At 33.8% G+C, this 25999-nt stretch carries 20 protein-coding genes; 2 read left to right on the top strand and 18 right to left on the bottom strand.

Features of this window, described 5'->3' with window-relative positions:
- Position 1: 1 nt before the first annotated feature.
- The 14 genes from DG435_RS14270 to DG435_RS14205 all read right to left on the bottom strand — a co-directional run bounded on the left by DG435_RS14270 (position 2) and on the right by DG435_RS14205 (position 20464).
- Complete coding sequence (locus DG435_RS14270) at positions 2-1435, bottom strand: contractile injection system tape measure protein (protein WP_106792882.1); 1434 nt, start codon at positions 1433-1435, stop codon at positions 2-4.
- Positions 1435-5364 (bottom strand): carboxypeptidase-like regulatory domain-containing protein, encoded by a 3930-nt coding sequence (locus DG435_RS25965; RefSeq protein ID WP_234387106.1) that lies wholly within the window; start codon positions 5362-5364, stop codon positions 1435-1437. The genes DG435_RS14270 and DG435_RS25965 overlap by 1 nt, the downstream gene beginning before the upstream one ends.
- Positions 5365-5376: 12 nt before the next feature.
- Complete coding sequence (locus DG435_RS14260) at positions 5377-8361, bottom strand: hypothetical protein (RefSeq protein ID WP_106792883.1); 2985 nt, start codon at positions 8359-8361, stop codon at positions 5377-5379.
- On the bottom strand, positions 8354-12112 hold the full coding sequence (locus tag DG435_RS14255) for a baseplate J/gp47 family protein (protein ID WP_106792884.1): 3759 nt from the start codon (positions 12110-12112) through the stop codon (positions 8354-8356). Before DG435_RS14255 ends, DG435_RS14260 begins: the two co-directional genes overlap by 8 nt.
- A 1-nt stretch (position 12113) precedes the next feature.
- The gene (locus tag DG435_RS14250) at positions 12114-12557 is read right to left on the bottom strand and encodes a GPW/gp25 family protein (RefSeq protein WP_106792885.1); all 444 of its coding nucleotides are present in this window, start codon (positions 12555-12557) and stop codon (positions 12114-12116) included.
- A 10-nt stretch (positions 12558-12567) separates the two neighbouring features.
- Positions 12568-12855: a PAAR domain-containing protein gene (locus DG435_RS14245; RefSeq protein ID WP_106792886.1), complete on the bottom strand. Its 288-nt coding sequence runs from the start codon at positions 12853-12855 to the stop codon at positions 12568-12570.
- Positions 12856-12861: 6 nt separating this feature from the next.
- Positions 12862-14607, bottom strand: coding sequence for a type VI secretion system tip protein VgrG (gene vgrG, locus DG435_RS14240; protein ID WP_106792887.1), 1746 nt, complete (start codon positions 14605-14607; stop codon positions 12862-12864).
- Positions 14604-15287, bottom strand: a complete 684-nt coding sequence (locus DG435_RS14235) for a hypothetical protein (protein ID WP_106792888.1) — start codon at positions 15285-15287, stop codon at positions 14604-14606. The genes vgrG and DG435_RS14235 overlap by 4 nt, the downstream gene beginning before the upstream one ends.
- Positions 15287-15472: a DUF5908 family protein gene (locus tag DG435_RS14230; RefSeq protein ID WP_106792889.1), complete on the bottom strand. Its 186-nt coding sequence runs from the start codon at positions 15470-15472 to the stop codon at positions 15287-15289. Before DG435_RS14230 ends, DG435_RS14235 begins: the two co-directional genes overlap by 1 nt.
- A gap of 1 nt (position 15473) precedes the next feature.
- Positions 15474-15941: a phage tail protein gene (locus DG435_RS14225; protein WP_106792890.1), complete on the bottom strand. Its 468-nt coding sequence runs from the start codon at positions 15939-15941 to the stop codon at positions 15474-15476.
- Between the two features lie 22 nt (positions 15942-15963).
- Positions 15964-16392, bottom strand: a complete 429-nt coding sequence (locus DG435_RS14220) for a phage tail protein (RefSeq protein WP_106792891.1) — start codon at positions 16390-16392, stop codon at positions 15964-15966.
- Positions 16393-16445: 53 nt separating this feature from the next.
- The gene (locus tag DG435_RS25960; protein WP_106792892.1) at positions 16446-18503 is read right to left on the bottom strand and encodes a phage tail sheath C-terminal domain-containing protein; all 2058 of its coding nucleotides are present in this window, start codon (positions 18501-18503) and stop codon (positions 16446-16448) included.
- A 20-nt stretch (positions 18504-18523) separates the two neighbouring features.
- Positions 18524-19762 carry a hypothetical protein gene (locus DG435_RS14210; RefSeq protein WP_106792893.1) on the bottom strand — a complete coding sequence of 413 codons (1239 nt, stop codon included), beginning with the start codon at positions 19760-19762 and terminating at the stop codon, positions 18524-18526.
- Between the two features lie 108 nt (positions 19763-19870).
- Positions 19871-20464: a DUF4255 domain-containing protein gene (locus DG435_RS14205; protein WP_106792894.1), complete on the bottom strand. Its 594-nt coding sequence runs from the start codon at positions 20462-20464 to the stop codon at positions 19871-19873.
- A gap of 429 nt (positions 20465-20893) precedes the next feature.
- Here DG435_RS14205 and DG435_RS14200 point away from each other — a divergent pair, with 429 nt between their 5' ends.
- Positions 20894-21967: a PA0069 family radical SAM protein gene (locus DG435_RS14200; RefSeq protein WP_106792895.1), complete on the top strand. Its 1074-nt coding sequence runs from the start codon at positions 20894-20896 to the stop codon at positions 21965-21967.
- Here the strand turns inward: DG435_RS14200 and DG435_RS14195 are convergent, their stop codons facing one another.
- The 4 genes from DG435_RS14195 to DG435_RS14180 form a co-directional block, all read right to left on the bottom strand.
- On the bottom strand, positions 21968-22621 hold the full coding sequence (locus tag DG435_RS14195; protein ID WP_106792896.1) for an HD domain-containing protein: 654 nt from the start codon (positions 22619-22621) through the stop codon (positions 21968-21970).
- A gap of 12 nt (positions 22622-22633) precedes the next feature.
- The gene (locus tag DG435_RS14190) at positions 22634-23635 is read right to left on the bottom strand and encodes an acyl-ACP desaturase (RefSeq protein ID WP_106792897.1); all 1002 of its coding nucleotides are present in this window, start codon (positions 23633-23635) and stop codon (positions 22634-22636) included.
- Between the two features lie 11 nt (positions 23636-23646).
- Complete coding sequence (locus tag DG435_RS14185) at positions 23647-24387, bottom strand: lysophospholipid acyltransferase family protein (protein WP_369872059.1); 741 nt, start codon at positions 24385-24387, stop codon at positions 23647-23649.
- 148 nt (positions 24388-24535) lie between these two features.
- Positions 24536-24946, bottom strand: coding sequence for a BrxA/BrxB family bacilliredoxin (locus DG435_RS14180; RefSeq protein ID WP_024769985.1), 411 nt, complete (start codon positions 24944-24946; stop codon positions 24536-24538).
- 310 nt (positions 24947-25256) lie between these two features.
- Between DG435_RS14180 and DG435_RS14175 the strand changes: the two genes are divergently transcribed.
- Positions 25257-25991: a TerB family tellurite resistance protein gene (locus DG435_RS14175; protein WP_106792898.1), complete on the top strand. Its 735-nt coding sequence runs from the start codon at positions 25257-25259 to the stop codon at positions 25989-25991.
- Positions 25992-25999: the final 8 nt, after the last annotated feature.

The following is a 25999-nucleotide window of genomic DNA, read 5'->3' as shown; positions in this document are numbered from 1 at the left end:
TCTAACTTTTATTCCATTCTACAAATAGAATATTTTGCATCCAATCCAACTTTATCGTGGTATAATTCCATGAAACATAGGATAACAAAATATCTACTGTTTGCTCTTTTATATATAAATAGTAAAATCCATTTTTGAATTTTAATTCTCCTTCTCGGATTAAAAAGGTTTCTCTTAAGCCATCCGAGGTTGTATTTTTTAATGCTTCCCAATGCTCAATGACAGAGCTTAGTAGCTCATTTATATGGGAATCTAGTTTTTTATTTGGTTTTATTTTGGTATCACAATGTTCTCCAGGTTTTAATCCAGATAAGATTTTTGGTAAGGTTAGTTTCCATTCTGGCGCCGTAGTTTCTCCAGTTGCTACGTAGTGAAACAAAATTGGTATTTCGCGTTGTTTTAATACTCCTCCTTTTGTATCAATATACCCTAGATTTTTTAGAAACATTGAAAGAAATGGAACTAACAAAACAAGTCCTGCCTGACCTACATAGGCAATATCACCTTTAGCGTCTATAACAATTTCTTCATTAGTGTTTTTTTCTTTATCTGTGCTTTTTTTATTTGAAGGATCTTTACTAAAAATATATTCTTCAATCGCAAGGAAATCTAATTCTATTTTAACATCGTTATAATCAAAAATTGCGGACAATTCTTCTTCTATTTCTTTTGGAACTTTAAACTTAGCTATAACTGCTTTTGATTGATTGATTTGTTGTTTAATAATCTTTTGTAGTGTTATTGTTAAGGACATATCACTTTTAGGCAATAGCCTAAAGACTTTAAAATAAAAATCAACCTGATTGATTGGCCATAAAGAATCTGGATTAACAATCTGCAATTGCATTACAGCAGTAAGCCATTTTAATGCATTTTTTTCTCCTAACCATTTCCCTATAAATTCTTTTAGCTTGCTAATTTCTCTGAGCTCAAAAAACCTGACAAATACGTTCTTACTTTGTATCACTTTTTGCCATCGCAGATACAATTCCTTATTCGCAATAACCTCTTCAAAAAAAGTAACAACCAGATCATTCCATTTCTCATCAGAATAATATTGGTTTACCCTACCACTTATAATATATTCTAATACAATATTTGCATTGTATTGTTCTATAGAAACTTTTGAAGATTGATTTTGGTGTATTGATTTTTTTAGAGCACTAAGAATTTGATCACTAATCAAAGAACGCAACTCCTCACTATCCTTAAAAAAGTGATCTTCTACATTAAGATTCAATTCTATATTTATTTCAGGAACGTGAATAACAGTATGAATATCTACTAAGTTATCGGCATGATTATCAATAATTTCAAGGATATTCTTTTTTGCCCAATCCACAAAATCATTCCCTTTTAACTCATCACTCGCAAGAGTTTTGAAATCAAATTCAATGAATGCATTATGTATTCTATGTATATGATTCTCTGCCACTAGGATATTAATTGTGTTAATACATCATCTAATTTTTTTAGTAATTGAATATAAATCACCTTATTTGGTGTCTCTGAAGAAGCCTTAGTAAGTTCTCCAGTGGTTATTTTTTTCATACTATCTAAGATCTTCTTTTCTGGATTTGTAAATTTGACAGAGTTTCTCCAGGAATTGATCTGCCTGATCATCATACCTAGTACTTTTTCTGTTTTTACTTTTGCCTTATTTACATCTCCCTTTTGACAGCATGCATAGAACAAGGTTAGTTTTAATAAAATCTCATACAGTAAAAGTGCAGGTCTTCTTTGTTTCGAATCAGAGGTTATGATCGAATTCAGAGATTTAATGATTTCTAAAATAGTAGAGACCGGTATTTGCCCTGTTAACAGTTTGAATTGCTCTTTTTGAGGTAGGGTCTGAATACTTGAAAACTTATCAATGAATATTGTTTTCAAGGCTATGTATTGCTCTCCACTTTTAAATTCATCGGTACTATTTTTATCAAGAATTTTAAATTTTGCTGCTATTTCATCTATCGGAGTACATAGTCTGGTTTCTGTTAAAACAACATCTGTAGCAAAATCAATAGGTATAGATTGAGACTCTTGGCAAGGACCATTATAAGCTGTTAATTTTGCCGTCGCAGTTAATAAATTTCCGTACTCAATGGGTCCTGGGTCCTTTTCTTCAGAGGTTTTACCGTTTCCAAAATCCCAAGCATATTTTTCTGCAAATAGCGTGTCATTCTCAAATTCTACAATTCGTTTCTCTCTATCAATAGTTTTGATTCCGGTACGAAGTTCGGGAACATGGTATACTTTAACTGTTATACTTTTAGAATCTCCATTGATTTCATATGTAATAGTAATTTCTTTTATACTATTATTTCCAGGTTTATAATCAATGGGTCTAAATCGATTCTCGTTAATTACTGTACCATCAACTTTTAAGACTCCTCCTTCTGGCTCTGTTGTTATGTCATAGAAAACATCATCATTTTCACAATATTCGTCATACTTCATCTCTAACCTAATTTCTGTTGGATCAGGTTCTGTTTCTCCTCCAATAACCATAAAATTCATGGGCATACAGGATGCTTTGCACATATTTGGCACAAAGAAATCGGCAATCACTGTACCATCAGGAAATTGATTCACTAGCGATTTTAACTCATCGCTTGTTAGTCTATCACTCTTTTGAAAGCTTTCAAACTCCTTAAAAACTCTGTTAAATTCAAGGCCTTTTACAGATTTACTATTTCTTACTTCCGAAATAGGATTACTCGTATTTGCTGCTCTCTTATGTGCTTTAGCTCTTACAAATTCTCTAAAATCTCTTGATGTAGCATCTGTTGCGGCTCTTGATGTATCTTCGGCAGTTGCAAAATTACCAATAGCAACAATTGTTGAACTTCCTGTCAGCGTTATATTAACATTACTCCTACCTTTAACTTGTTCTTCTTTTGTTTGATAACCAACATAAGAAACGACCAAAACTGCTGTATCAGGATCTGATACCGTAATTGAATAGTTGCCATCAAAATCGGAGGTTGTGCCTTGTGTTGTGCCTTTTACAATTATATTTGCTCCTGGTAAAGAAGCTCCTGTAACATCGGTTATAGTACCCGTAATTGTTGATGTTCTTATTTCTCGTTTATCATTATATACCAATATAAAAGTCCCTCCGGTAGTCACTCCTGCTTTATGTTGTACTCCACTATTTCTAAAAGCATACATTGCAAATGTTTGATTGGTTATAAAAAGTGCGTAGTTGAAAAGAAAATTTCTATAAAGTACGTTAAACACATCCGCTTTACAAATCCATGTCACAGCTGCCAGACTTTCTTCCCATAAAGAAGGTAATTCTATATTATTATCACTACCAGAGAGATTATCAACGAGTAATAACATGTAAGCCGCAACATTAGATGCATCTTCTAATCTTTGAGTAAGTACATTTATTTTGAGATCTACCAAACCATCTGCTAGTGCTTCATGAATTTTTTCCAAATAGTACATGACATAAACCGGATTGAGTAAAAATATCTGATTATTTGCTGCTACAGGAATACCAGCAAATCCTACTGTAGTGCTAAATGCCAATGGAGTAATATAATCTGCATTTTTTAAAGGAGCATAGAATTTATCAAATGCTTCTCCATATGTATTTGTTTTTGTTTTATAATTTGGGAATTTTTTTCTGACCATATCCGATTCAGGAAAATTATTGGTCTCAGTTACAGGAGAACCGGCCACAACAGGTAAGTTATAGAAATATACCATTACTTTAAGTATTGTACACCTCAACTCGGCAGCATGTGCATCATATTGTGATTCGATATCAGCAAAATAGCATATCAGCTCATCAATTATATCCTTATTACCTGAAATAATTTCGGACAAGCTATTTTTGTTAGATAATAAACTTCTAAAAAGTTCAAATACATCTCCATTTAAGGCCACTACATCAATGGGTAGACGTTTCTCATTTTTCACTTTATTAACCTGAGCCAAGGCACTTTTCCAGTTCATCCCTAAATGCCCTTCGACTCTAAAGAAATTATGAGGTTCGATATCATAGTTTAAAGGATCTTTGATATACTTATTTGCTCCATATTTATTTGCATCATAGGATAAATTAGTATCTCCTTTTTTGAGTCTTGTTTTTTTGAAATTCCAGTGATTATATAATTCATCAGGTCCATTTACAATATCATAATAATAAGGTATTGCTTTATCAGAAAGAGCGATATCTCCATAACTGCTTGGTGTGACTTTTACAATTCTTCGATCTTCTGTAAATGATGAGAATGGAATTTCTAGTTTCTTAATTAATAGCGCTATCTTTTTTAATAAGAATTTTATTTTTCCTTCTGAACAGCAATTACAAGAAAAAGCAGGAGATTGAATCCAGTGATGTCTAAATTCGTCTTCAGAAGAAATTGCATTTCCTAATATCAAATGTCTAGGAAATAAATCTTGGTTAGGGCAGCAAAGGGTTAAACATTCATTACACATTTTTCGCAACTCTTCATAAGCATAAATAAGATCTGAGAAGAAATCATAATAATACTGTATGTGAAGTAATTGTTGAGCAGTTATACTTCCATCAAACAAGAATTTAAAGTTATTCCTTAGTCCTAAAAAAGGGTTATTTGGAAATTCATCTTTTATATAATAGCCTAAAGAACCATAAGCAGCAGTTAAAACTTTTTCGAGATCAAAAATAAAATCTCTATCTAATATCTTAAGAAAATTTTTCAACACCTCTTGCGAGCTAAGTAATAGTGTACTAGGCACATTATATCTGGGTATTTTTACCTCGGGCCACTCTATACATGAAGATTCATGCAAAAATGGTTTTTTATTTGCGCCACTAAATATAAGTTCGTTCAAATTCTCACGATCAACCAATAGTGGTCTATGTGTTACTTCTACTGTACAACCTTTATCATCACAAGAATCTGGATCACAATTTTTGTTATCTACCTTAAGCAGTTCAACAAAAACAACCACCACTTTGTCTTCAAGAAAACTAGCCGTAATAGGCTTTTTTATTTCTGCAGCTCCATTGTTATGCAACAGGTACAATGGAAACTTTTGTTTCTTAGTTATAGCGTTTATAAAAGGAGGGTACATAAACTCCTGCTCGGCAGAAAATTCGTCATTGTAGAATGTATATGTTGTTTCAGGAAAAGGCACCAAATACCCTTTTGAAGTCACTCCAACACCTTGTGATATTGTCAAAGCTGTCCTACTGGCATTTACACTAACCTCCATACCACACATTACTCCAATACCGATTAAGGTTGTTCTGGTAAGTCGTTGTTGCTCCTCTAAATAGCCAAACATCTGATTAAGGCTTTTCTCTGTAAGCACTTGATCTGCTACAAATTTTGGATACCGATCATGTTGAATAGATTGCCCCATAATAATAATTTTTTAAATGATAGTGCTATTTAACCTAACCCTGTTTTCATCATCCCCATCTTCACAATCATGCAGGGTGGCTTGAGGGTAAACACTTTTTAAGTTTTTAAATATTTCCAGTACTTTTTTTAGTCTATCGTGCAAAATGATTTTATCTGGTTCAGGTTTTGCTAACTCCAACAACCAATCACAATAGGTTTCTTCAAATTCTTGTAATTGTTCTTCTGAAACCCAGCAGATCTTGACACCTAGATGTGCCGGCGTTTCCATACGAATTGTTTTTTCTGCGAACTTCCTAAAGGCAATTCCGCTATTTGACACCCCTTGCTCTCCATTTAAAACCACTGTTATTCTGAAGGAATAAGGATCTTCTTCCCCACATACCTTGCAGTCTTTTGGAATACAAATTGAAAGAAACGGATCGCCTTCTGGAATGGTAAGGGACGGAAGATTGCGTGGACGTAATAGAATATGTTCTACAACGTATACTTTTTCACTAAGGATTATTTGATCAATGAATGCCTCTATAACATCTTTTTGTGTATCCGCGTCAGGTTCTAACGGAAAGGTTATAGGTCCAGATGCTATCAAATCTCCATTATTATCTTCTAATTGTATTGCAAATTCGGGACCTTCAGCAATGACCTTAAGATGTGTTTTTAATGTTAATTGTTCTATTGCCAGATTAACAGCTTTCTTTAATTGATTTCGTAAATCATATTCTTGATCTACGTCAGTCAATTCTACCCCTATCAATATATTTTCATCTTCATAATTATCTAAATACCAAGTACCATCCCATTTACCATTAGTGTTTTTCTTGACCTGGTATCTAATAAATGAATGTGCACCATTTAAACCCAGTACAACTTTTATTCTTTCACTTAATCCAGAAGAATTTTCTATATCACAAACTTTTGCTTCATCCTTATAATTAATGGCCTTTGCGCGATTAGAAGAAATAACCGGAAATTTTTCTAAGAAGTTAATTTTATCGAAAACAAGTTCTTCTTCTGCTTTTTCTTGTGACCCATATGTCTGATAAAGCATCAAAGCATATTCACTAAATGATTCAGAAAATCTTGCGAGTAAATGGTCTAAAAATCCATTTCTTCTATCCAGAAACTGACTTCTGTTTTCTAACAAATCATGAAAACCTGTATCATCTATATTTACATATAGTTCGGATACTCCTTTCATTTCATGATCATTAAATAAAACGGCAAAATAACTTTTTGAAATCGTTGGATTAATGGATAATATATCCTTGAATCTTTCTAGCTGTTTGAGATACACCGAAAACAAATGCTCAAATAACAACAGATATGCTTTTAATTGTTTGGTTTGAGCTTTTCTTTGTACGGTTGAAGGTTCTTTTAAACCATGTGGTCCCACTCCATAGGTTTCGGGTAATGAATATTGAAGAGGGTAATGTTCATTATGATTCAAATATTCTCCTTCGGGTACCTTTAAATCATTATCAGTTTGGATAACTTTATTTTGTTGTCGTATACCTCTCCACATTTGCAATGTATCGTGCAATTCGTCCTGAAACGGAAGAAATGGTAAATCATCTTTAAAGACTAAGACTTTTGAAGCGTGAATATATAATCGAGGTTGGTATCCTTGTTCTATTTTTAGTTTCCAAGGTTGAGATTCTACTAATTTTCCGGCTTCATCATATCGTGTAAGTGCTATATTTTTTACGGCCTCTATTCCTTTAACATCCATCAAAATGTTAATGATGTCTGATGTGTACAATGTAGTTCGTAGATTCGAATTATCTAGTTCCTCATCAAGTATAAAACCATGATCCAATTTAGGCCCTTGAAATATCTCTTCTGTATATTTTCCATCTGATAGTAATTCACTTAACGTATAAAATTTTACTACAGGATTTAGATATTCTGTTATTAGATAATAAGCCTCTCCCAATACTACCTCAATATCTGCATCTGCCGACATTTCTATATCTGCGCATAACCCAACATCTACGATTGGGATTGTTGATATTTTGCAGTAATCTTCGGCCAGATTTCTATGTATATTTAAAGTTTTTTTTGCTTTTTTGACAGCTTCATTGGCTTTCTTAAGCTGAAATAAATATTGACTAAAAGGTCCTGTTTGATTGACGTCTTCAAAAACTGTTTTTATATCTGCTTTTTTAATTGCCGCTCTTCCATCATCTGTTTTGAACCAAATTTTTACCGGTAATTCTAAGAGATTAATATGTTCAACTCCATCAGATGTAGTGACTTTGTAATCCACATCGATTCTCAAAGGATCTCTTAAGGCTCTATAGAATTTTTCATCTGATACATCCAAATGATAATTAGTTAACTCTATGGCAATTATTTCATTTGCTTGAACTATATTCATTAACCCCAAATCTGATTGTGCTTTGTGCCAAGGGCTAAATCTAATTTCGGCAGTAGCTCTATATTTATTAGTATCAAAACCAAACTGATGAAAGATTTTTCCTCCGTTCAGATCGCCATATTGAGAATCCACTTCCAATTCTAATAAAGCATCCCAAAAGCCTTTTATCACTATCGGGTGTTCTGTTTCATCATAGGTTAACTCATTTTCTTTACAATCTGCATAAAAATCAGGATGACAAGGGCAAGGAGTGCAATTCATCCAAGCATTTGCTATTCCGGCTTGATCAATTAGAACTTTGCGCCAGTCATTATTAGTAAAAGGATTAATCGTTAATATTTCACGAGCTGTATAGAAACATTGATCATCCCATTTTACTTCTTGATTCGTTTGATAGGCCAACAAATCTTCAATTGAAAAACCAAGTTTAAAGCCAACTTCTGTTTGAGCGAAGCAAAGAAGCTCCAGTAAAGTGATTCCCGGATCATGTATATTATAATCTGTCCAATATGTGCTTCCTAATTTTTCAATTAGTTCAATACCTTTTTTTCGAAGAGCTATATAATCTTCGCTTTCCCTAAAACCTGGGTTTTTTAATATGGTAATATGCTCATTCATCGTTACAATCTATCACTTCGGTTGTATTAATAGTTTTAAGATTTACATCCAATTCATGTTGTAATGCAGGAACAGAAACTAGTATTGATCTTGCGGTAGAAGCAATAGCTTCATCTACTTTAGCAGGTTTTCCAGATGATTTTATATGAAATAATTCAAAATCTGTCAGAAAATCAACATATGGTAGTTCTTCAATAAAGTCGATTAACACAGATTGATGAATACGGCCACCAAAATTTAAATCTGTATCAGAAGCAAATACCCAAGGGCTTAAGAAATTGGTAATATCTTTTTGGATCACTTCTTTATAGTAATTAATATCCGGAAATTCATTTCTAAGTGTTATTGTACATTTCACTTTGACTTCTTCAAAGTCAGGTTGTGCTGTATGAATGCTAACCTGGCAAGAGGTTCGCTCATTAAGAAATTCTTCAATCTTTTTTAATGTGCTTTTTTTGGTATACGGTTTTAGTGGATCAATATCATTTCTATTAGCTAAATTGGGAATCGTAATTATTGAAACATTCCCTGGTGCTACTTCATTATAGACCAAATTACCTTCGCTTAATGACCCTCCAATCTTTGTATGATTAAGGCATTTTACTTTATATATTTCAGGAAATGCCTGTAGTACCAGACGTTCATAATCCCAGATAGTAATTGCCCGATTTTTATGGCGTAATCTTTCTGAAGCTCTCAAATAAAAAGCTTCATCATTCTCTATGGGAGTTCCGTCAAAACTTGTGAATGGTTGTTCGATTTTTTTAATCTTAGCTTCAGGAACAAGTAGTTTCTTGATTTCTCCAGAAGGAGATATCATAGAGCTATATTCTGTTTCTTCTGGAATAATTCTCTGGACTTCAATCGAGTTCGAATAGATTCCAACTATTTTACAAACCGCATCAGGAGCTTCTTTTACAGAACATTTGATCCATATTAAACCGCTTTCAAAAGATGTATGTTCCAAACTTGCATTCTTAGGGATACTAAAATTTATAATCCCCGACTCGATCAAACCACTGGTATTGTCTCCAACACCATCATCATCAAATTCTTTCCAAACATTATTCGCAATTAAGTATTCCCAGATAAGATGCTCTTCTGGCTTTTCTAATAATGGATCTTCACTACCTTCTTGTACTTGAAACAAAATTGCCTGGGTATCTCCTGGCTGTAGATTCTCTAAGCCAATTAATAAACTACCTTGAGATTTATATACCTCATCAGTTTTTCTGATTAATTTACTTACTAACTTTATTGGCCGATTTTGCAATGCATGATGTTGTTCATTATCACCAAAAGGACCGATCTGAAAAAATTCTAATGGTCTGTCATCAAATTTATCTTTGTTGGTTAACTGCGATGTACAACTTGCCTTATAGCTAACAGAGAACGATTCTAATGTTGGGTTATACGGATATGCAGGTGCAGTGGCACCAGGTATATTTTCCTTAAAAAAACTTTGCAGTGCCAAATAATAGTCCCTGTGCCCAAAATCATTGTTGAGTTTGATTTTTAAAAAACCTTTATTAGAATTTGCACCATAACTTGTCCATGGTTGGTTTTTATTTAGAAATAATTCTTCATGATTTGATGATAAGTCAATGTTTACACTCACCTCATCATTAACAGTATATTGTACCTCATCATTGTTCTTAAAGACATCTTCATTTTTATGACCTTGTAAAGATATCCACTTATTCTTGCTTAACTTCAGAATATCCACCTGTGGAACATATTCTGGGCCATTACTACTATGAAATGGAGTAAATTTAGCTGTGCTACTAGCTTCATAGTCCAAGGCGCCTTTGTTAACACTTCCATCTTCGTTCAAGATAAAATCCTTCCACTTAAAATTAAGTTGAATTTTAGCCTCTTTTTTATAAAATATCTCTTCACTACCTATGATAAAAGAATTACCTATTGTGGGTTCTGGTCCCCAGGGGTGAAAAGGTTTAGAGGGATTTAAAGGACTACTATCATTGTGTAATTCTAAATTTTTAATTCCATCTTCATTATATGAACCTTCAATCTGACCGACATTAACGGTCAATTTAATTTTACTAACCGCGGTGCTAACTAATTTATCGTAAATAAAAGGTTGATCATCCTGGTGTTCTAATACAATTTTTAACACTGGTTCTGTAGCAGTAAGACTTCCAAAATGCACATCTTTATTGTATGCCATAATTGGATCATTATCTGCGGGTATTGTGAACTTAAAATTGAATCCAGTTTTACCATCAAGTGTATCTTTTTTTAGCTCAGGAGAATCAATCTCCAACCATTCTTTTTCGGTTGTAATATATGCCTTGTAGTTAAAATTAGTTGTTGAAATATTTTTATCCAAAAAGATCTCCATAGTAATAACTCTCAAACCTTCTTTTAGCCTTAAAAAGTGTGAAGCAATTGCAAACCCAATTTCGGCTTTGGGCATAGTAATAGCCGTTAGTTCTGCATTTTCATATTTTTTAATATGGAAAGGATGCCAGGCTATTATATCATCTTCTAATTTTTCTCCCAATCCATCTGCACTATTGATAACAGGTGCTGAAAATAATCTTCCATCATTTATTTGACCGCCAATGTTATCTTCGACATCACCAAAATACAAGGCCGATAAGTATTTTATTTTTGCTTTATTAAGAACCGTCTCTTTAATACTCTCGTAAGTAATAATAGTCCCAGCCTCATCTTTTGAGCCCATAAATAAAATATCATCTTTTAGCGCATAAGAAGGTGTTATTTTATTTAACTCTAGAGTCAAAAATGCCTTATCCGGAGATTGTGCCAGAGGTTTAAGTTGTAACACATTTTTGTAATAAAAATCAAGATGTCGTCCTGTAAGTTCATTCAAATGTCCCTTAGTGGCATTTAGCAATTCTAACCAAGTAAGATAGAGTGCATAATTTGGTTGGTGGTTAGGCCAGTCTCTTAAATATCTATTAAGGTACTTCTGAGAAAGTTTACTAATAAATGTTACCGAAGCACTAATCTCATCCAAAATACTGGTGAAGAAATTATGTTGACTTACATATTTTATTTTTTTAGCAAAACCCGATAAACTTCCAAAAATTGAAGGATCAGAAGAAATAGCACCGTAATAGGTACTAAAATCTGATGAATCCAAATACCTTTTCCCAGCAAGGCTAGACAACCCAGAATTAATAGCTTCTTCATGCCCCGAAATTGGTTCATGAAAGATATTCAAATCAATTGAAGTGCTATTTACAATTAATTTTTGAGCTGGAGTACCGGCCAAAGACGCCTTGTAATACCCAAAGGTTCTTTCTTCTAATGGCAACAATTTTGCCTGTATATGATTAATAAGTATACTACTATATTCTTTATCCTCTTGTGTTAATCGAAACAGCTTATCTACAATAACGAAATAGGAAAAAATGATATCAAAAAGAGAAGTGTATGCTTTTTTTAGTCCAGTATCTTCTGTTTCTATATATAACAATATCTCTCTGATATATTGCGACAACATTTCTGGAGGATAGCTGGCAGCCAATGCCAACTGTGCACTAATATTGGAAGTAAAGAAAGGTTTCATTGTTCCAACGACAGCATTATTTAATGCCGTGTATCTTATATTATCCGAAAATTTCCCTGCCCATACCATCCAATCTTCTGTAGATTTATCTATAATCTCTACAGATGTTGGACTGAGTTTGGACAATACTCGTTGTCCTTGACTAGTGCCATTTCGGATTAGTGGGTTTTTATTTTCAGAACAATCACTCATTTTATACAGCTAATGGATGGTTTATAGTTAAAATATTCATTTCGGTTGCTTCTTCACTATAGAATGGGAATACAAAATTGAATCTGCTATTTGTTGAGCTAACGATATATTCTATTGAAATCAATAGTATTCCTTCGTTTTGTCTAGAGTCATCGAGTGTGATTTTTTTTGCATCAATTCTAGGCTCAAAATATAATATGGCTACTCTAATTCGTTCCTTGATTATAGTTTTAGTACCCGCATCTAATGATTCGAACAATAGAGTTTCCATATGACAACCATATTTTGGTTGCATCACTCTTTCTCCAGGTCTGGTTGTCAATAATATTTCTAGACTCTTTTGGATATCATCGTATAATTCGGTGGTTTCTAACTGCCCTTTTTCTCGATTAAATGTAGGAGGGAAACTCCAACCCACACCAATAAAACTTTTTGCCTTATTCATAATTTTATTTTTATCCGATCAAAACTGTTGGTGCTCCTAAAATAATAGTGCCTCCATGTGCAGTTGAGTCACCCATTCTAGCCGCTGGTTTACCTTCTATCATTACTGTTCCTGATCCTGCCATTATTGTATCTGGAGGACCTACACATGTACACATATCCCCTACACGTGCAGCTGGCATTCCGCCTATCATTACAGTACCACTACCCATAGAAATTGGACCGCCAACATGTGGTACTATTCCGGTTACCATTGGGCAAACATGAAAATCTGTTACCCGTGCTGCTGGTGCTCCCATATCTTTTTAATTTATCATTACCGTACTTCCTTTTACTGCGGTAGAACCTCCTGATGAAAGTTCTGCTCCGGCTCCTCCTTCTAACTTTGCATTTGCTCCACCACCGATTTCAACGTTTGCTCCTCCATCCATCTTAATATCTGCTGATGCTTTTAGTTTTATATCTTTTATACTTTTTATCTCAATCCCATCACTATTCATTACAATTTTATTCCCATTACTATCCTCAAGTGTAATGCTTGTGTCATCATCATTCAGAATGGCTTTATGACCTCCTGGTGTTTCAATTGTAATTACCTTTTTATCATCGTCGAATAAAAGTTTTAGTTCTTCTCTGGAGAGATATCCTTTTTCATGATTATCATTTGCTGCTTCGTAAGGTGCAGTGTGTTTACTACTATGCACTTTTCCTAGAATAACACCATATCTGGGGTCAGAATTTAGAAAACCCGCTATTACCTCATCTCCTATTTCGGGTCGAAAAACCCATCCTCTATTTTCTCCAGCATCTAATGCACATAACCTCATCCATGCTCCATCATCACTATCATGTACCATTGGTAATCTTACTTGAATTCTTTCTTCTCCATCTGGATCTTCCAGATTTGTAACCACTCCAACTTGTAAGCCTTCTGCAGCTGGTAAGAGTGACGAAGCCAAGGGTTGTTCTAGTTTAAATTTCTCTGCAAATCGTTTAGGAGATTCTCCAAACTGGATAAAAGTTTCCCAGTTTCCTTTTTCAATATGATGTCTCACGCCAGAAATCATTACTTTTCCTTCAAAACGTTCACCAACATCTTGTAATTCACAAATTTGCCTTAGCTTGGGAGTATGAATTCCGTCTATTTTAAGTTTACCTCTTATTTTAGAGAGACGTTGTTTTTTTAGTCTGCTATTTGCCCAATTCTGAAGCTCTGCTTCAGATAAAGCCATATGTCTTATTTCTAGTTCATTGTTATCAACAACTCCAGCCAAATCAGTCGCTGATATATTTCCCGCCGCCGGAACAGATGGGTCCTGTGCTTCACTATTTATAGCTTCTTGATCTGCCGGGTTCCAACTAATAGATTTTAGTGCTTCATATTGATATCGTGCGTCAATTTCGGCATCCAGTTCTTTAATGGTTCCCCCATATGCTAATGTTAGAATTGGTTCCTGATCAAAATTCGGAGCTTTAAATATTATTTTTGTTCCTTCTTCGGTGGTAACCCAAAACCCATTCTCTTCTGCTCGACAAACCATAAAGTCCCAGTCGGTGCAATTGAACTGTACAATCTCTTTATGGGTAATTTCTGAAGAATCACTATCTAAACTAAGCCCATGATCTCTGCAAAGTTGATCTGCAATGTCAGAATCATTTAACTCATGGAAATAATTATTCTTCAATTTGGTTGTCATCTTAATAGCTTCGTGTCTGCATTCGATAACCAAAACCGAAACACTTTTTCTAACTTTTATACTATGTTTTATGGTGATTCCTTTAAAAACAGTTTCCTCATCATTTTGATATCCTGCCTGGATTTCAATCTGTTTCCCAGGAACCAGTTCTTCGCTATCACTAGATTTAAATCCTTGCTCTGCAGCAGAACCATCCTGTAATAAAATAGTGGCCTTAGAAATACTGTTTATCTCTTCTTGAATTACAATACTCATTACTTTGAATTGCTCAGACATTTTGTTTCCATCCAGAAGTATAGTAAAGGTGGATACCGATTTTGGTTTAGTACTAGGTATGGCATTAACTTCACTCATGCTACAGGTGTATTTTTCTTAAGTGGTGGGAAAAAAATTTCAGTACCAGGAACAAGATCTCTAAAACTCGAAAGTTTGTTCACTCTGGCTATTTGCACATAATGACTCGAATTTCCATAGATTTCATAGCACATCATGGGTAAGGTATCTCCTGCTTTGAGCATTCGATAGTGGGTCATATCGGGTGATTTCTTTTTCTCTTCTGCGGTTCTTAACTCATCATCGACACTACCGATAAAAGAAACTTTACAAATTGCTCGTATCGGTTTACCTTGTGAGTTAAAAAGCTTGAAGTTGATATTTAATCCTGTACATCTACCTTTAAATGTTAAGCTTCCCCATATGATCTGAAAATGCTTAGGCTCATGAATTTCTCCTTCATACTTTAATAATAGGTCACGAAGCTTTTTAATATCTTCTTCTATCGTTTCTCTCGGTTTTCCATCGATAATTCCTGAGCTGTCAATCAAGAATTCACCTGTCCATTCTCCTGGTTTTGATACAGAAAACTTTTGTTGTGCACTACTAGTTCCTTGTCCTTGCCCATCTTGGTACTCTACTTTATAATCCAGGGTATAAGACTCTGGATTAATCATGGCAGTAAAAGTTTCTTCCTCACTCGGAGTACCAGAATATTCTGCATTTTTGAAAGCTAAAATTCGTAACTTTTTTAGAGCCATTATCTTTCGTTTTTATCTTCAATAATTTTTATGATCTGTTCGACAATATCCTTTGCCATTTTTTCAGGGTTTGATTTTTTACCCACATCTGTATCAGTCAAAGAAGCACTACTACCTTCTCCTCCTTCAGACTTTCCTTGGTTTACCGATATTTTTACGGTTAGATTTCCTATTTCTAGAGACATATCATCCTTTTTCGATTTCAAAATAATTATACACGATCTCAAGTGTTTCTACCGTGATTGAGTTTTCTGTAGCATTTAAATCACTAATACTCCATTTTCGTGGCCATGCCCTGAAAACTTTCCATGTTAGCAACGCAGTATGATCACTATTTAAGAGACTTATGTTCATGTCTACAGGTTCGAATTCCTTATTATAAAGTGCATTTTTGATCCATTTTATAATATCAGAATCAAGTAATAGTCCTCTTTTTAGGGTGAGATCAGAAAATTTACTTCTTCCCGGGAGTTTATGTTCAAACAGGTTTTGACCTCCTTCTTTAATATTTTCAACCTCTAACTCCATATTGAGTCCACCAACACTCTGAAAACGGACATCATTGTCATTTCCAACATTGATAAACTCTACCCTGAAATGAAAACCAACAGGAGGGTAATAGCCTCCAGCGGTATGAACACTTTCTTTAGCCACGATTTACATTTAAACGATTAGATTATGGTTTTTGAATCTTCATCCCCTCGTGTGCTACTTCAAGAGTTTCTATAGCGACTTCATTACCATCTGATTTAAGATCACTAGGTTGCCATTTTATCGGAAATGCATTTTTTACATTCCATGTCATAACTGGTTCATGCCCTTCATCTAATAACTTAATAGTAATATCTCTACGTTCTACTTGATTAAGGCTTATGGTATCGATCCAGTCTGAGAAATCAAAATTCTCATTAAAAGTGCCTCGCTTAAAAGTGATGTTACTAAACTTTTGCATCCCAGGCATTTTAATCTTATGAAACTCCGGACTGCTACCATCTCTATATTCTATTGGTTCAATTTGAACATCTAAACCTGTGACTTCACTGAAGCCAAATTTACTTCCACCCCAATCGACGCTGAAATGAAATTTTGGTAATGGATATGCCATGATTATTATTTTTTAATTATGAATTCGTTTATATTTTATGATGCCAAATGGGTTTAGGACTCAGCTAGTTTATGAGAGAATTGAAGTATAATAAACTCTGCAGGTCGTACCACTGCCATTCCTATCTCTACGATCATTCTTCCTTCTAGAATATCCTGAGCAGACATGGTTTTACCCAAACCAACTGCTACATAAAATGCATGTTCTGGCTTAGCTCCTTGTAAAGCGCCTTGTCGCCATAGATTAGTTAAAAAATTCTCTATCATAGTTTGTACTTTAACCCAGGTGTTAGAATCATTAGGTTCAAATACAAAAGGTTCTGTAGACTTTTTGCAGCTTTCCTCTACCATATTAAAGAAGCGTCTTACACTAATATATCGCCATTCGTTATCATTACCTGCTAAAGTTCTTGCTCCCCATACCAGGCTTCCTTTACCAGTAAAGCTTCTGATTGCATTAATAGATTTTCCGGCTACGGCATCTACATTAATATTAGCTTGTTCTTCATGGCTAATCATAACAGAAGGTCCACTCACTGAATTTACACTCACATTGGCAGGGGCTTTCCATACACCCCTGGCATTATCTACTTTGGCATATATACCTGCAATGGCACTACTTGGTGGTAACGTATTGATATTTTTCTTAATATGATTAACAATATTACTTATAACAGGGTGTTTTTCATATAAGGCATCTTGCGCTGCTTTTTTATACCCATTTGCTGCACTAGTGATTGCATCTGCATAGGCAATTAGTTTTTCAAACTCACCCAATACGTCATTAGCTACTTTTCTAGCCATTTCTGGCCTTTCTGTAGTTGTACTATAATCGCCATAATCCTTTGTTGTGGCAGTAACACCAGCGGCTCCACCGGGAAGCCAATCAGTACTTAATGTTGCATACAAACCATCTACTGTGCCTTCATCCGTGTTATCGTTAAGTGCTATAACATCGGCATTTTTATCAATCTCTATAATACCTTTAGCTGCTCCTCTTAACATACTTTCGGATTTTGCATAAGAATTAAGGTCATTTGCTATTTGACTTTTACTTTTGTCTATTCCGTCATACATGGTTTGAAAACCTATAAGTGTATTTCTGCAAAAAGTAAACAGGGATTTTAGTGTAGATTTGGCAGTTTGCCATGTAGCTGCTTCATCAACTGCTTTCTTAAATGATAGATATTTTTCTTTTAAGTTCGCTTCTTCAGTACCTCCATTTAGAGTTCCATTCGGTAACGCTGATTTAACCGTATCTAAATAATCTGAAACTAATGTTACTTCTTCATTAGCGGCATTATAATTATCTATCAATTGTAGATGCTCACTATCTGAAGAAAGCGCTTTTAAAGAGACATCTCCGTTTGAATCATCAATATTATCTTTAAAAGTGCTTAGATCAATTTCTCTGGGATAAGTAGCAACAACCCAAGGTGTATAGGCCGTACCATACTTTAGATTATTGATTCCGATATTATTTCTAAAGTTATCTATTGCGTTATCAAGATCTCCTGTAATATTTTCTTTTAAATCAAATAAACCAACTCTATCCTGTAATTTTGCACATTGCTCCAGGGCCATTTGTTGCAGACTATAGAAGCTTGCATCATCATTACCATCTTTAAGTACATTAGTGGCATCTGGGAATAAAATTATGGTGGGTTCGTCATACTTCTCTAATGCTTTTACTCCTCCTCTTAGCCCGGTTGCAGGAATTGCATTTTCATCTCCATAAATTGGTTTTGTGCCATATATACCAACAGATACTATGTAGCACTCTCCTCCTCCATTATCAAAAAACAATCTTAGGCTATCATACATTAAATATCGAACATCATTTCCGATACTTATACTACTAACAGCAAAATTGTTATTCTCATCAACCACAACGTCTATTTTATCTAATGGGTTATCACCACCAAATAACTCTCTAAATTCTAATAATGAAGAAATACGGGTTGGTATCCCAAGGAGAGAGCCTCCTTGTTTTTCTGCTTTCTGAGTATAACCCACAAAGGCAGGAATTGCCGTTTCTACTTGGGCAACTGAAGGTGGTAGTTTTGGTATTTCCTCAACATAGACACCTGGTGTTTTAAAAACTGTAGCCATAATGTGTGATTTTAATTATTTTATAAATTCAAAAATGTTTCGCTTACTATATATTTATTTTCATCATCCAGGATAGATAAATCCTCATGTCCCGGGGTTTCCATTTTCTTCAGTATCTCCGAGTTATCGTAAGTAACAGAGATTGTATCAATTGCTTTTTCATTCATTCTCACAGGCAACTTGCTTCGGAATATATTTGCTCCCAGATTATCAAATTCGATAGTACCATCATCATCTGTTATCTTAGTTACCTTATCACTTTTACACACATACTTTAATAAATACTGTGCTGGTGCAAATCGAATCTTGTAGTTGCGTGTTTCTATTTCTGTATTAGCCGGAGCGATCATATAGAATGTTCCGTCTTCTTTTAGGAATCGGTATTTTTCTGTGCTTGCCAAAGTTTCATTATGAATATTAATTAGCCCTAAGTATGGTTTCCAGTCGTTTTCTAATCTGAAATACAGGTATTCTTCTTGTGTATTAATTGTTACTTTATACATACCTTCTGAAAACGGGATGTTTTCCTGAGTATAAAAATTTAATAAAACACTTTCTACATTGGTGTTGGTAGGGTTCTCGACAGATCCAATGTTGGTGTTCTTTATCTCGATATCAAATTGCTTCGATACCGGATTATATTGAAAGTACTTGATTTCAACATTTGCAGACGGAGTATTTAATGCTATTACTTTTTCTGGTCCTGTAAATAGTAATCCTGTTACAGAGGTTACATAACTTACTTTTTCGAGCGCTCTGAATTGGTCTGTATTGTTAAGATCACCTGTATTAGCGTTTACCTTAGTAAGGCATTCATAAGCCGTATTAGCACCATCTCTAATAATATCATTATATAGATATTCTTGTGTTGCATCAAATACAGGTAATTTTTCATTTAGATATAAAATATCTTCTATAGATTTATCATTTCCGTCAATAATAGAATTTGCATTGCTAAAGTATAGTTTGGTATTGTAGGGATCTTTTAATTCATAATTTGTGATTTTTGTGAAATCATAACCAATAACTTCTAGGAAAAATTGAAGGGTGAAATCATTCGAAATTTTAAGATAAGGTTCACTACTATCAGTATGCTTGACCAAAACGTATAATTTGTTTTGAATAAATTTTGAAATCAAGCCAGCTCCCCGAAGTATTTTTTGTGTTGAAACAGTTGGTACAATGCGTAACAACAGAGGTTTGGTCACAGAAAAATAATCATGTTCTATTTCTATAGTAAATAAAGGAGTGTACTTCATTTGTTTACTTAATTTTGAATATTCCTTAGATCTCGGTCGGCTAGTATTACTGCCGTATACTTCAAAAATGATAATCGAATTTTGGGGCAAATTCTATATGTATTCAGATTACTTTAGAGCTCCTGCAATTGCACTTTTTTTCATCTGTATTTCAGTAATTAGACTGCCTTCTATTTTGTTATCTTTATCTGAAATCGGAATCAATTTCATTTTATACAACACAGAGGGTAAATACTTTCCACCAAGGGTACTCCAGAGGTGGTTGATTTGTTCGAAATTCATGGTATACAATTCTATATGTAATTTCATGATATCTTCATCAAGAGAGGGAAATTTGGGTACGGTAAAAAAGTTATTACTTTGAAAACATTGTATAACACTTGAAATCCTACTTAAAGCAGTTGTATATGTCAAATTAGCAGAAAACAACACATATAGATTAACCAATATTTCGGGATTACTTCTAATTACTTTATCTCCCTGTCTATATATGCCATCAGGATTTTTTGATATCCTATCTTCTTCAATATTTACCAGTGTAATGACTATCCCAGAACCTCCTTCTTCATCAGTAGTATCTCCTCCTTCGACAATCTTAGCGATATTACCAAGTGCGGCATATTTTTCTGTGGATGGACCAAGAATTCCTTGAAAATATTGATTAGTCCTGTCTTCAATAAAAGACATAGCTTTACCGATCATAATAAATAAGATAAAATGTGAAAATTAAATGGGGTGCTATTTTTTAAAAAATATTCAATAAAATGAAGTTCAATCTCCACAAATTATTGATATTCTGTAATCTGTGCTGTTATTTTTTAATAAATAATTAAACTAAGATTATGGTTTTAAAAGCTTATAGTTATTTTACTATTTCTTGCGGTCATTACGTATTCTACAACTCCTTTTTTGGGTCTCATAAAATACTATTATATATCACAGATTGAAATTACTATTTAACACCATCAACAACAAGGGGTAAATCCCCCTAAACGGCAGGAGCAAATACCTGAATATATCATTCCAACAATTATTATTATCCAAACATTTAGCATTATGGAATTATTCCTTTTTTATATGGAATAATTCCATAAATAAATTTTACCTTTATACCTCAAATCATCAATTGTAATGAAAACACAAAAGCATATAAAAGGCAGAGGGGCTCAAGAAAATATTCATAATAGATTTTTTGAACTACATCATGAAACAAGAGATGATTTTCTTAATTATTGCCTTGACCAGGGAGAGTCAATCGATAAACATCAAACTACTTATATAGAAACGTTTCCAAAAACGATTGTAAACAGAGTAACCAGTCCTGATGTTGGTATGTTATATTCTCTCAATCCGTATCAGGGTTGTGAGCACGGTTGTGTATATTGTTATGCCAGAAATTCTCATGAATATTGGGGCTATGGTGCTGGATTAGATTTTGAAACTAAAATTTTGGTCAAAAAAAATGCTCCTGAGTTATTAGAGAAGAAGTTGCGAAACAAAAAATGGAAAGCATATCCTATTTCACTTTCTGGAAATACTGATTGCTACCAACCTATTGAAAAAAAACTTGAAATTACCCGTAAACTTCTTGAAATTTTTCTAAAATACAGACATCCTGTTGGTATCATTACCAAGAATGCTTTAATCCTCAGAGATTTGGACCTTCTCTCTGAATTATCCAGGCATAATCTGGTAGCGGTATACCTCTCTATCACTACATTAAGAGAAGATACACGAAGAATCCTCGAGCCAAGAACTGCAAGCATAAAAAAACGATTAGAAACTCTAGAAAAGCTGAATGCTTCAGGAATCCCTACGAATGTGATGATGGCACCAATAATTCCTTCAATTAATAGTCACGAAATATTACCGTTAGCCAAAGAAATTTCTACTCGTGGTGCAAAAAGCGTTGGATATACAATCGTAAGATTAAATGGGGCCATTGGAAAAATATTCACCAAATGGTTAGAAAATACATTACCCGATCGTAAAGATAAAATACTACATCAGATCATGCAGTGCCATGAAGGCAACCTAAACGATAGTGCTTTTGGAAGAAGAATGAGAGGATCAGGGAACATGGCTCATCAAATTCATCAGTTATTTACTATAGCAAGACAAAAATACTTTCCTCAAGAGCAAAAGATACATTTAAACTGTGATCTACATCAATTCTATAAAGATGAGCAGTTGCGATTGTTCTGATCAAGACTTTCCTTCCCACTCTTTATAGAACTGTTCTAGAAACTGTTCCATAAATTGATGTCTTTCTATTGCCAATTTTTTTCCGGTTTTAGTATTCATTCTATCTTTAAGTAGCAATAATTTTTCGTAGAAATGATTAATTGTAGGTGATGCTGAAGATTTATATTCTTCTTTGTTCATCTTTAGATTTGGAACAATCTCTGGGTCATACAATGCTCTATTTTTAAACCCTCCATAGTTAAAGCATCTTGCGATCCCTATAGCTCCAATAGCATCTAATCGGTCTGCATCTTGTATGACATCTAATTCGGGAGATCTGAATTTCTGATCTATATTCCCTCCTTTGAAAGAAATATTTTCGATGATCTGAATCACATGATCGATAACTGCTTGTTTTACCTGAAGGTTTCGTAAAAAATCTGCAGCTATTTTAGGCCCAATAGTTTCATCACCATCATAAAATTTTGAGTCCGCAATATCATGAAGTAACGCACCAAGTGAGACTATAAAAAAATCAACATCTTCTTCTTTAGAAATTGATTGAGCGCTCTTAAATACCCTTTCAATATGAAACCAATCATGTCCTCCTTCGGCTCCACGAAGTGTATCCTTTACAAAATCAATAGTTTTAGATATAATCTGATCTTCAGCCATACCCAATACTATTTATTTTACTATTGCTGGTTGTACCCACTTAAATTCAAAAATTTCTTCTGGGATAACCAATCGCTCACTAATACGTTGCATTCTTGCAGGCAATTTCATTAAAAAGTCACGTGCTCTTTCTGCTTCATCTGTAAGATCTATTATTTTATCAATTTCCCATCGTTCGATAAGACGTTGCATAATATCAATATAATCTTGTGAGGTATATACCCCTATACGCTGTGCAGACCATGAAAAATCTTCGAAAGCAGTTCCTATTGATTGGCCAGATTCTCTAAGCAAATGTGCTGGCATAACAATCTTTTTCTTCATCATATCACTAAATGCAATCATCATCTGGCTTGGATCTACCTCAAAAATACTTCTTACAAACTCACTATATGCATTATGATGACGCATCTCATCTCCTGCAATAATTTTGCACATCTTAGACAATGACTTATTAGAGTATTCTTTAGCTAATTTCGCAACTCTGTTATGAGAAATATAGGTTGCTAATTCTTGAAAACTAGTATATACAAAGTTTTTATAAGGATCTCTATCTGTACCTATATCAAAACCATCGTTAATTAAGTGTTGTGTAGTTCTTTCTACTTCAATCATATTCACTCGACCCGACAAATAGAGATATTTATTCAATACATCTCCATGTCTATTCTCTTCACCTGTCCAATAACGCACCCATTTGGCCCAACCATTATCTTTTCCATTTTCATGCTGATTGACTCCTTCTACATCCATTAACCAAGACTCATAAGTAGGCAAAGCTTCTTCAGTAATAGTGTCTCCAACCAAAACTACCCAAAAATCATAAGGAAGTTCTTTAGCTAATTCTCTCAATTCTTTTACTTCTTCAAAAAAAGTATCTTCATTTTGTGAATCTGGTAAAAAATCAGTTGGTTGCCATATTTTATCTACCGGAATCAAAAATTTATCAATAAAACCATCTACCTTCTTTTCTAGTAGTTGCATTACCTCTAATCTAATATTATCTAAAGCCATTATGGTTGGTATTATGTTCTGATTGCTAAAGTAACCCTTTCTTCTATTTTATCTAGCAATATTTCGGGTTCTTTATCGATTGTTATAGGTTCTTGTACTTCTAATGTCATATGTATTCCTACTCCCATAGGAAAATTACCAAATCTAACCAGTTTCCAACTATTATTTATAGTTACTGGTACTATCAAGGCTTTTGGTGCATTTTTAAATAAGATCTTTAGCCCTGTTGGAGCAAATGTTTTGGGCTCTCCGTTTTTACTACGTGTCCCTTCGGGAAAGATAACCGCTGAAAAATTATTCTCAGCAACAAATTTTCCAAATTTTGATAATGCAGGAATTGATTGTTTTGGATTTTTCCTATCAATTAAAACATTGCCTCCATGCCGTAAATTAAAAGATATACTTGGTATTCCTTTACCTAGCTCAATCTTAGAAATAAATTTCGGCTTATGTTTTCGTAAATACCAAGATATTAATGGTATATCAAACATACTTTGATGATTAGACACCACTATTAAAGGTTGATCCTGAGGTAACTTATATTGATTTTTAAAACTAAATGATACACCCAAAATGTGTAAACATCGTAATAAGCATAGATTCATAATATTTACAACTCCTCTATGTCCTCTGGTTCCTCCTAATTTTATACCTAGCCACTGTAATGCATGAAAAATCACCAGGGTTAAACCAAAAAACAAATAGAAAGCTATAGAAAGCGGATAACTTAATATCTTTTTTATTGCCTCCATTTTATCTGTATAATTAATAAAATTTAACTTGTGTAAAGGTATTAAAAGGTCTCATATTATGAGCGTAAATCATTGGATTTATCAAAATAAAAACCGCCTGCAATGGCAAACGGTTTAAAATTCTTTTTAACGTATACGCTTTACTTTTTTAGCAGTGTTCGTTATAAGCATCTTTAAGGTTTTCTGCTATCATTTCTGCCGGACGTCCTTCGATATGATGACGCTCTAGCATATGAACTAATTCTCCGTTTCTAAACAATGCCATAGAAGGTGATGATGGAGGAAACGGAATCATGTAGCTACGTGCCTTATCTGTCGCTTCTCTATCTACTCCTGCAAAAACGGTTACCAAATTATCAGGTTTTTTATCGTTCTCTAGTGAGGCTCTTGCTCCCGGACGAGCATTTGCTGCAGCACAACCGCATACCGAATTTACAACTACCAATGTAGTTCCTTCTTTTGCTATTGCCGTGTCTACTGCCTCTTCTGTATGTAATTCTTCAAAACCAATATTGGTAAGATCTTCGCGCATTGGTTTTACTAAATCTGCTGGATACATATTTTTATTTTTTATTTTTCGTATTTCAATTTTATGCAAAGTTACAAATTATGTACCATATAAGCTCAACTGACAAGTAGTCCGAGAATTCATGCATGGTTGACAATCAAACTCAAATTTTATGTGTTCCATTTTTACATATCATCAAAAGTCAGGAGTACTCTCTAATCCATATAGAATTAACCAATAAACCTAATATTATAATCTATTTCGTAACAAATTAGGAATACATCTTACTAATATAATAAAGAACAAAAAATTATCTTTTAATAATTAGTTTATCTTTACAACCCAAAAAAAATTGTTTTGAATGATTAAATGGTTTGCTGCCATATTAGGCTATATATTTTTCAGATTACCGGGTGCAATTCTAGGTTTTATATTAGGTAGTCTTCTCGATGCAACAAAAATCAAAACTAGTGGTGGATTTAAAACGGTATTTTCTCAAGATCCAAAAGTAACTCCAGCGGATTTTGAACTCAATTTACTGTCATTATCTTCTATTGTTATTAAAGCAGATGGAAGAGTAAATCAAACAGAGCTTGATTACGTAAGGCGTTATTTTGTAAGTGCTTATGGCAAAGAAAGGGCCAATGCTACTTTTAAAACATTTAATGAAATTATCAAAAACAGACATGTTTCTGCACAACGTGTTTGTATGTATATCAATCAACATACCCGATATCCATCCAGATTACAAATTCTACACTTCTTATTCGGAATTGCAAATGCTGACGGAACAGTAAGTATTTCTGAAGCTGAAGAAATTGAGAAAATAGCAGGGTTTTTACGAATAAATTTTAAAGATTTTGAAAGTATTAAAGCAATGTTTTTCAAAACTGGAGATCATGCATATAAAATTCTGGAAATTGACAAAGCAGCTACAGATGCCGAAGTAAAAAAAGCATTTAGGACCATGGCAAAAAAATATCATCCTGATAAAGTTCAGCATATGGATGAAATTCATATTAAAGGTGCCGAAGCCAAATTTAGAGAGGTACAAAAGGCATATGATCAGATCAAAAAAGAACGAGGGATTGTGTAGCTAACTAT

This window comes from Aquimarina sp. Aq78 (assembly GCF_900299525.1).
Classification (GTDB): Bacteria; Bacteroidota; Bacteroidia; order Flavobacteriales; family Flavobacteriaceae; genus Aquimarina.
This window is presented reverse-complemented; position numbering and strand designations above follow the sequence as displayed.

Excerpts from the sequence above, each read along its gene's own strand:
- DG435_RS14235 (WP_106792888.1), bottom strand. The coding sequence starts at position 15,287 with ATGGCTCTAAAAAAGTTACGAATTTTAGCTTTCAAAAATGCAGAATAT.
- DG435_RS25965 (WP_234387106.1), bottom strand. The coding sequence starts at position 5,364 with ATGGGGCAATCTATTCAACATGATCGGTATCCAAAATTTGTAGCAGAT.
- DG435_RS14250 (WP_106792885.1), bottom strand. The coding sequence starts at position 12,557 with ATGAATAAGGCAAAAAGTTTTATTGGTGTGGGTTGGAGTTTCCCTCCT.
- DG435_RS14190 (WP_106792897.1), bottom strand. The coding sequence starts at position 23,635 with ATGGCTTTAGATAATATTAGATTAGAGGTAATGCAACTACTAGAAAAG.
- DG435_RS14230 (WP_106792889.1), bottom strand. The coding sequence starts at position 15,472 with ATGTCTCTAGAAATAGGAAATCTAACCGTAAAAATATCGGTAAACCAA.
- vgrG (WP_106792887.1), bottom strand. The coding sequence starts at position 14,607 with ATGAGTGAAGTTAATGCCATACCTAGTACTAAACCAAAATCGGTATCC.
- DG435_RS14255 (WP_106792884.1), bottom strand. The coding sequence starts at position 12,112 with ATGAGTGATTGTTCTGAAAATAAAAACCCACTAATCCGAAATGGCACT.
- DG435_RS14245 (WP_106792886.1), bottom strand. The coding sequence starts at position 12,855 with ATGGGAGCACCAGCAGCACGGGTAACAGATTTTCATGTTTGCCCAATG.
- DG435_RS14195 (WP_106792896.1), bottom strand. The coding sequence starts at position 22,621 with ATGGCTGAAGATCAGATTATATCTAAAACTATTGATTTTGTAAAGGAT.
- DG435_RS14260 (WP_106792883.1), bottom strand. The coding sequence starts at position 8,361 with ATGAATGAGCATATTACCATATTAAAAAACCCAGGTTTTAGGGAAAGC.
- DG435_RS14175 (WP_106792898.1), top strand. The coding sequence starts at position 25,257 with ATGATTAAATGGTTTGCTGCCATATTAGGCTATATATTTTTCAGATTA.
- DG435_RS14220 (WP_106792891.1), bottom strand. The coding sequence starts at position 16,392 with ATGGCATATCCATTACCAAAATTTCATTTCAGCGTCGATTGGGGTGGA.
- DG435_RS14200 (WP_106792895.1), top strand. The coding sequence starts at position 20,894 with ATGAAAACACAAAAGCATATAAAAGGCAGAGGGGCTCAAGAAAATATT.
- DG435_RS14210 (WP_106792893.1), bottom strand. The coding sequence starts at position 19,762 with ATGAAGTACACTCCTTTATTTACTATAGAAATAGAACATGATTATTTT.
- DG435_RS14185 (WP_369872059.1), bottom strand. The coding sequence starts at position 24,387 with ATGGAGGCAATAAAAAAGATATTAAGTTATCCGCTTTCTATAGCTTTC.
- DG435_RS14205 (WP_106792894.1), bottom strand. The coding sequence starts at position 20,464 with ATGATCGGTAAAGCTATGTCTTTTATTGAAGACAGGACTAATCAATAT.
- DG435_RS25960 (WP_106792892.1), bottom strand. The coding sequence starts at position 18,503 with ATGGCTACAGTTTTTAAAACACCAGGTGTCTATGTTGAGGAAATACCA.
- DG435_RS14180 (WP_024769985.1), bottom strand. The coding sequence starts at position 24,946 with ATGTATCCAGCAGATTTAGTAAAACCAATGCGCGAAGATCTTACCAAT.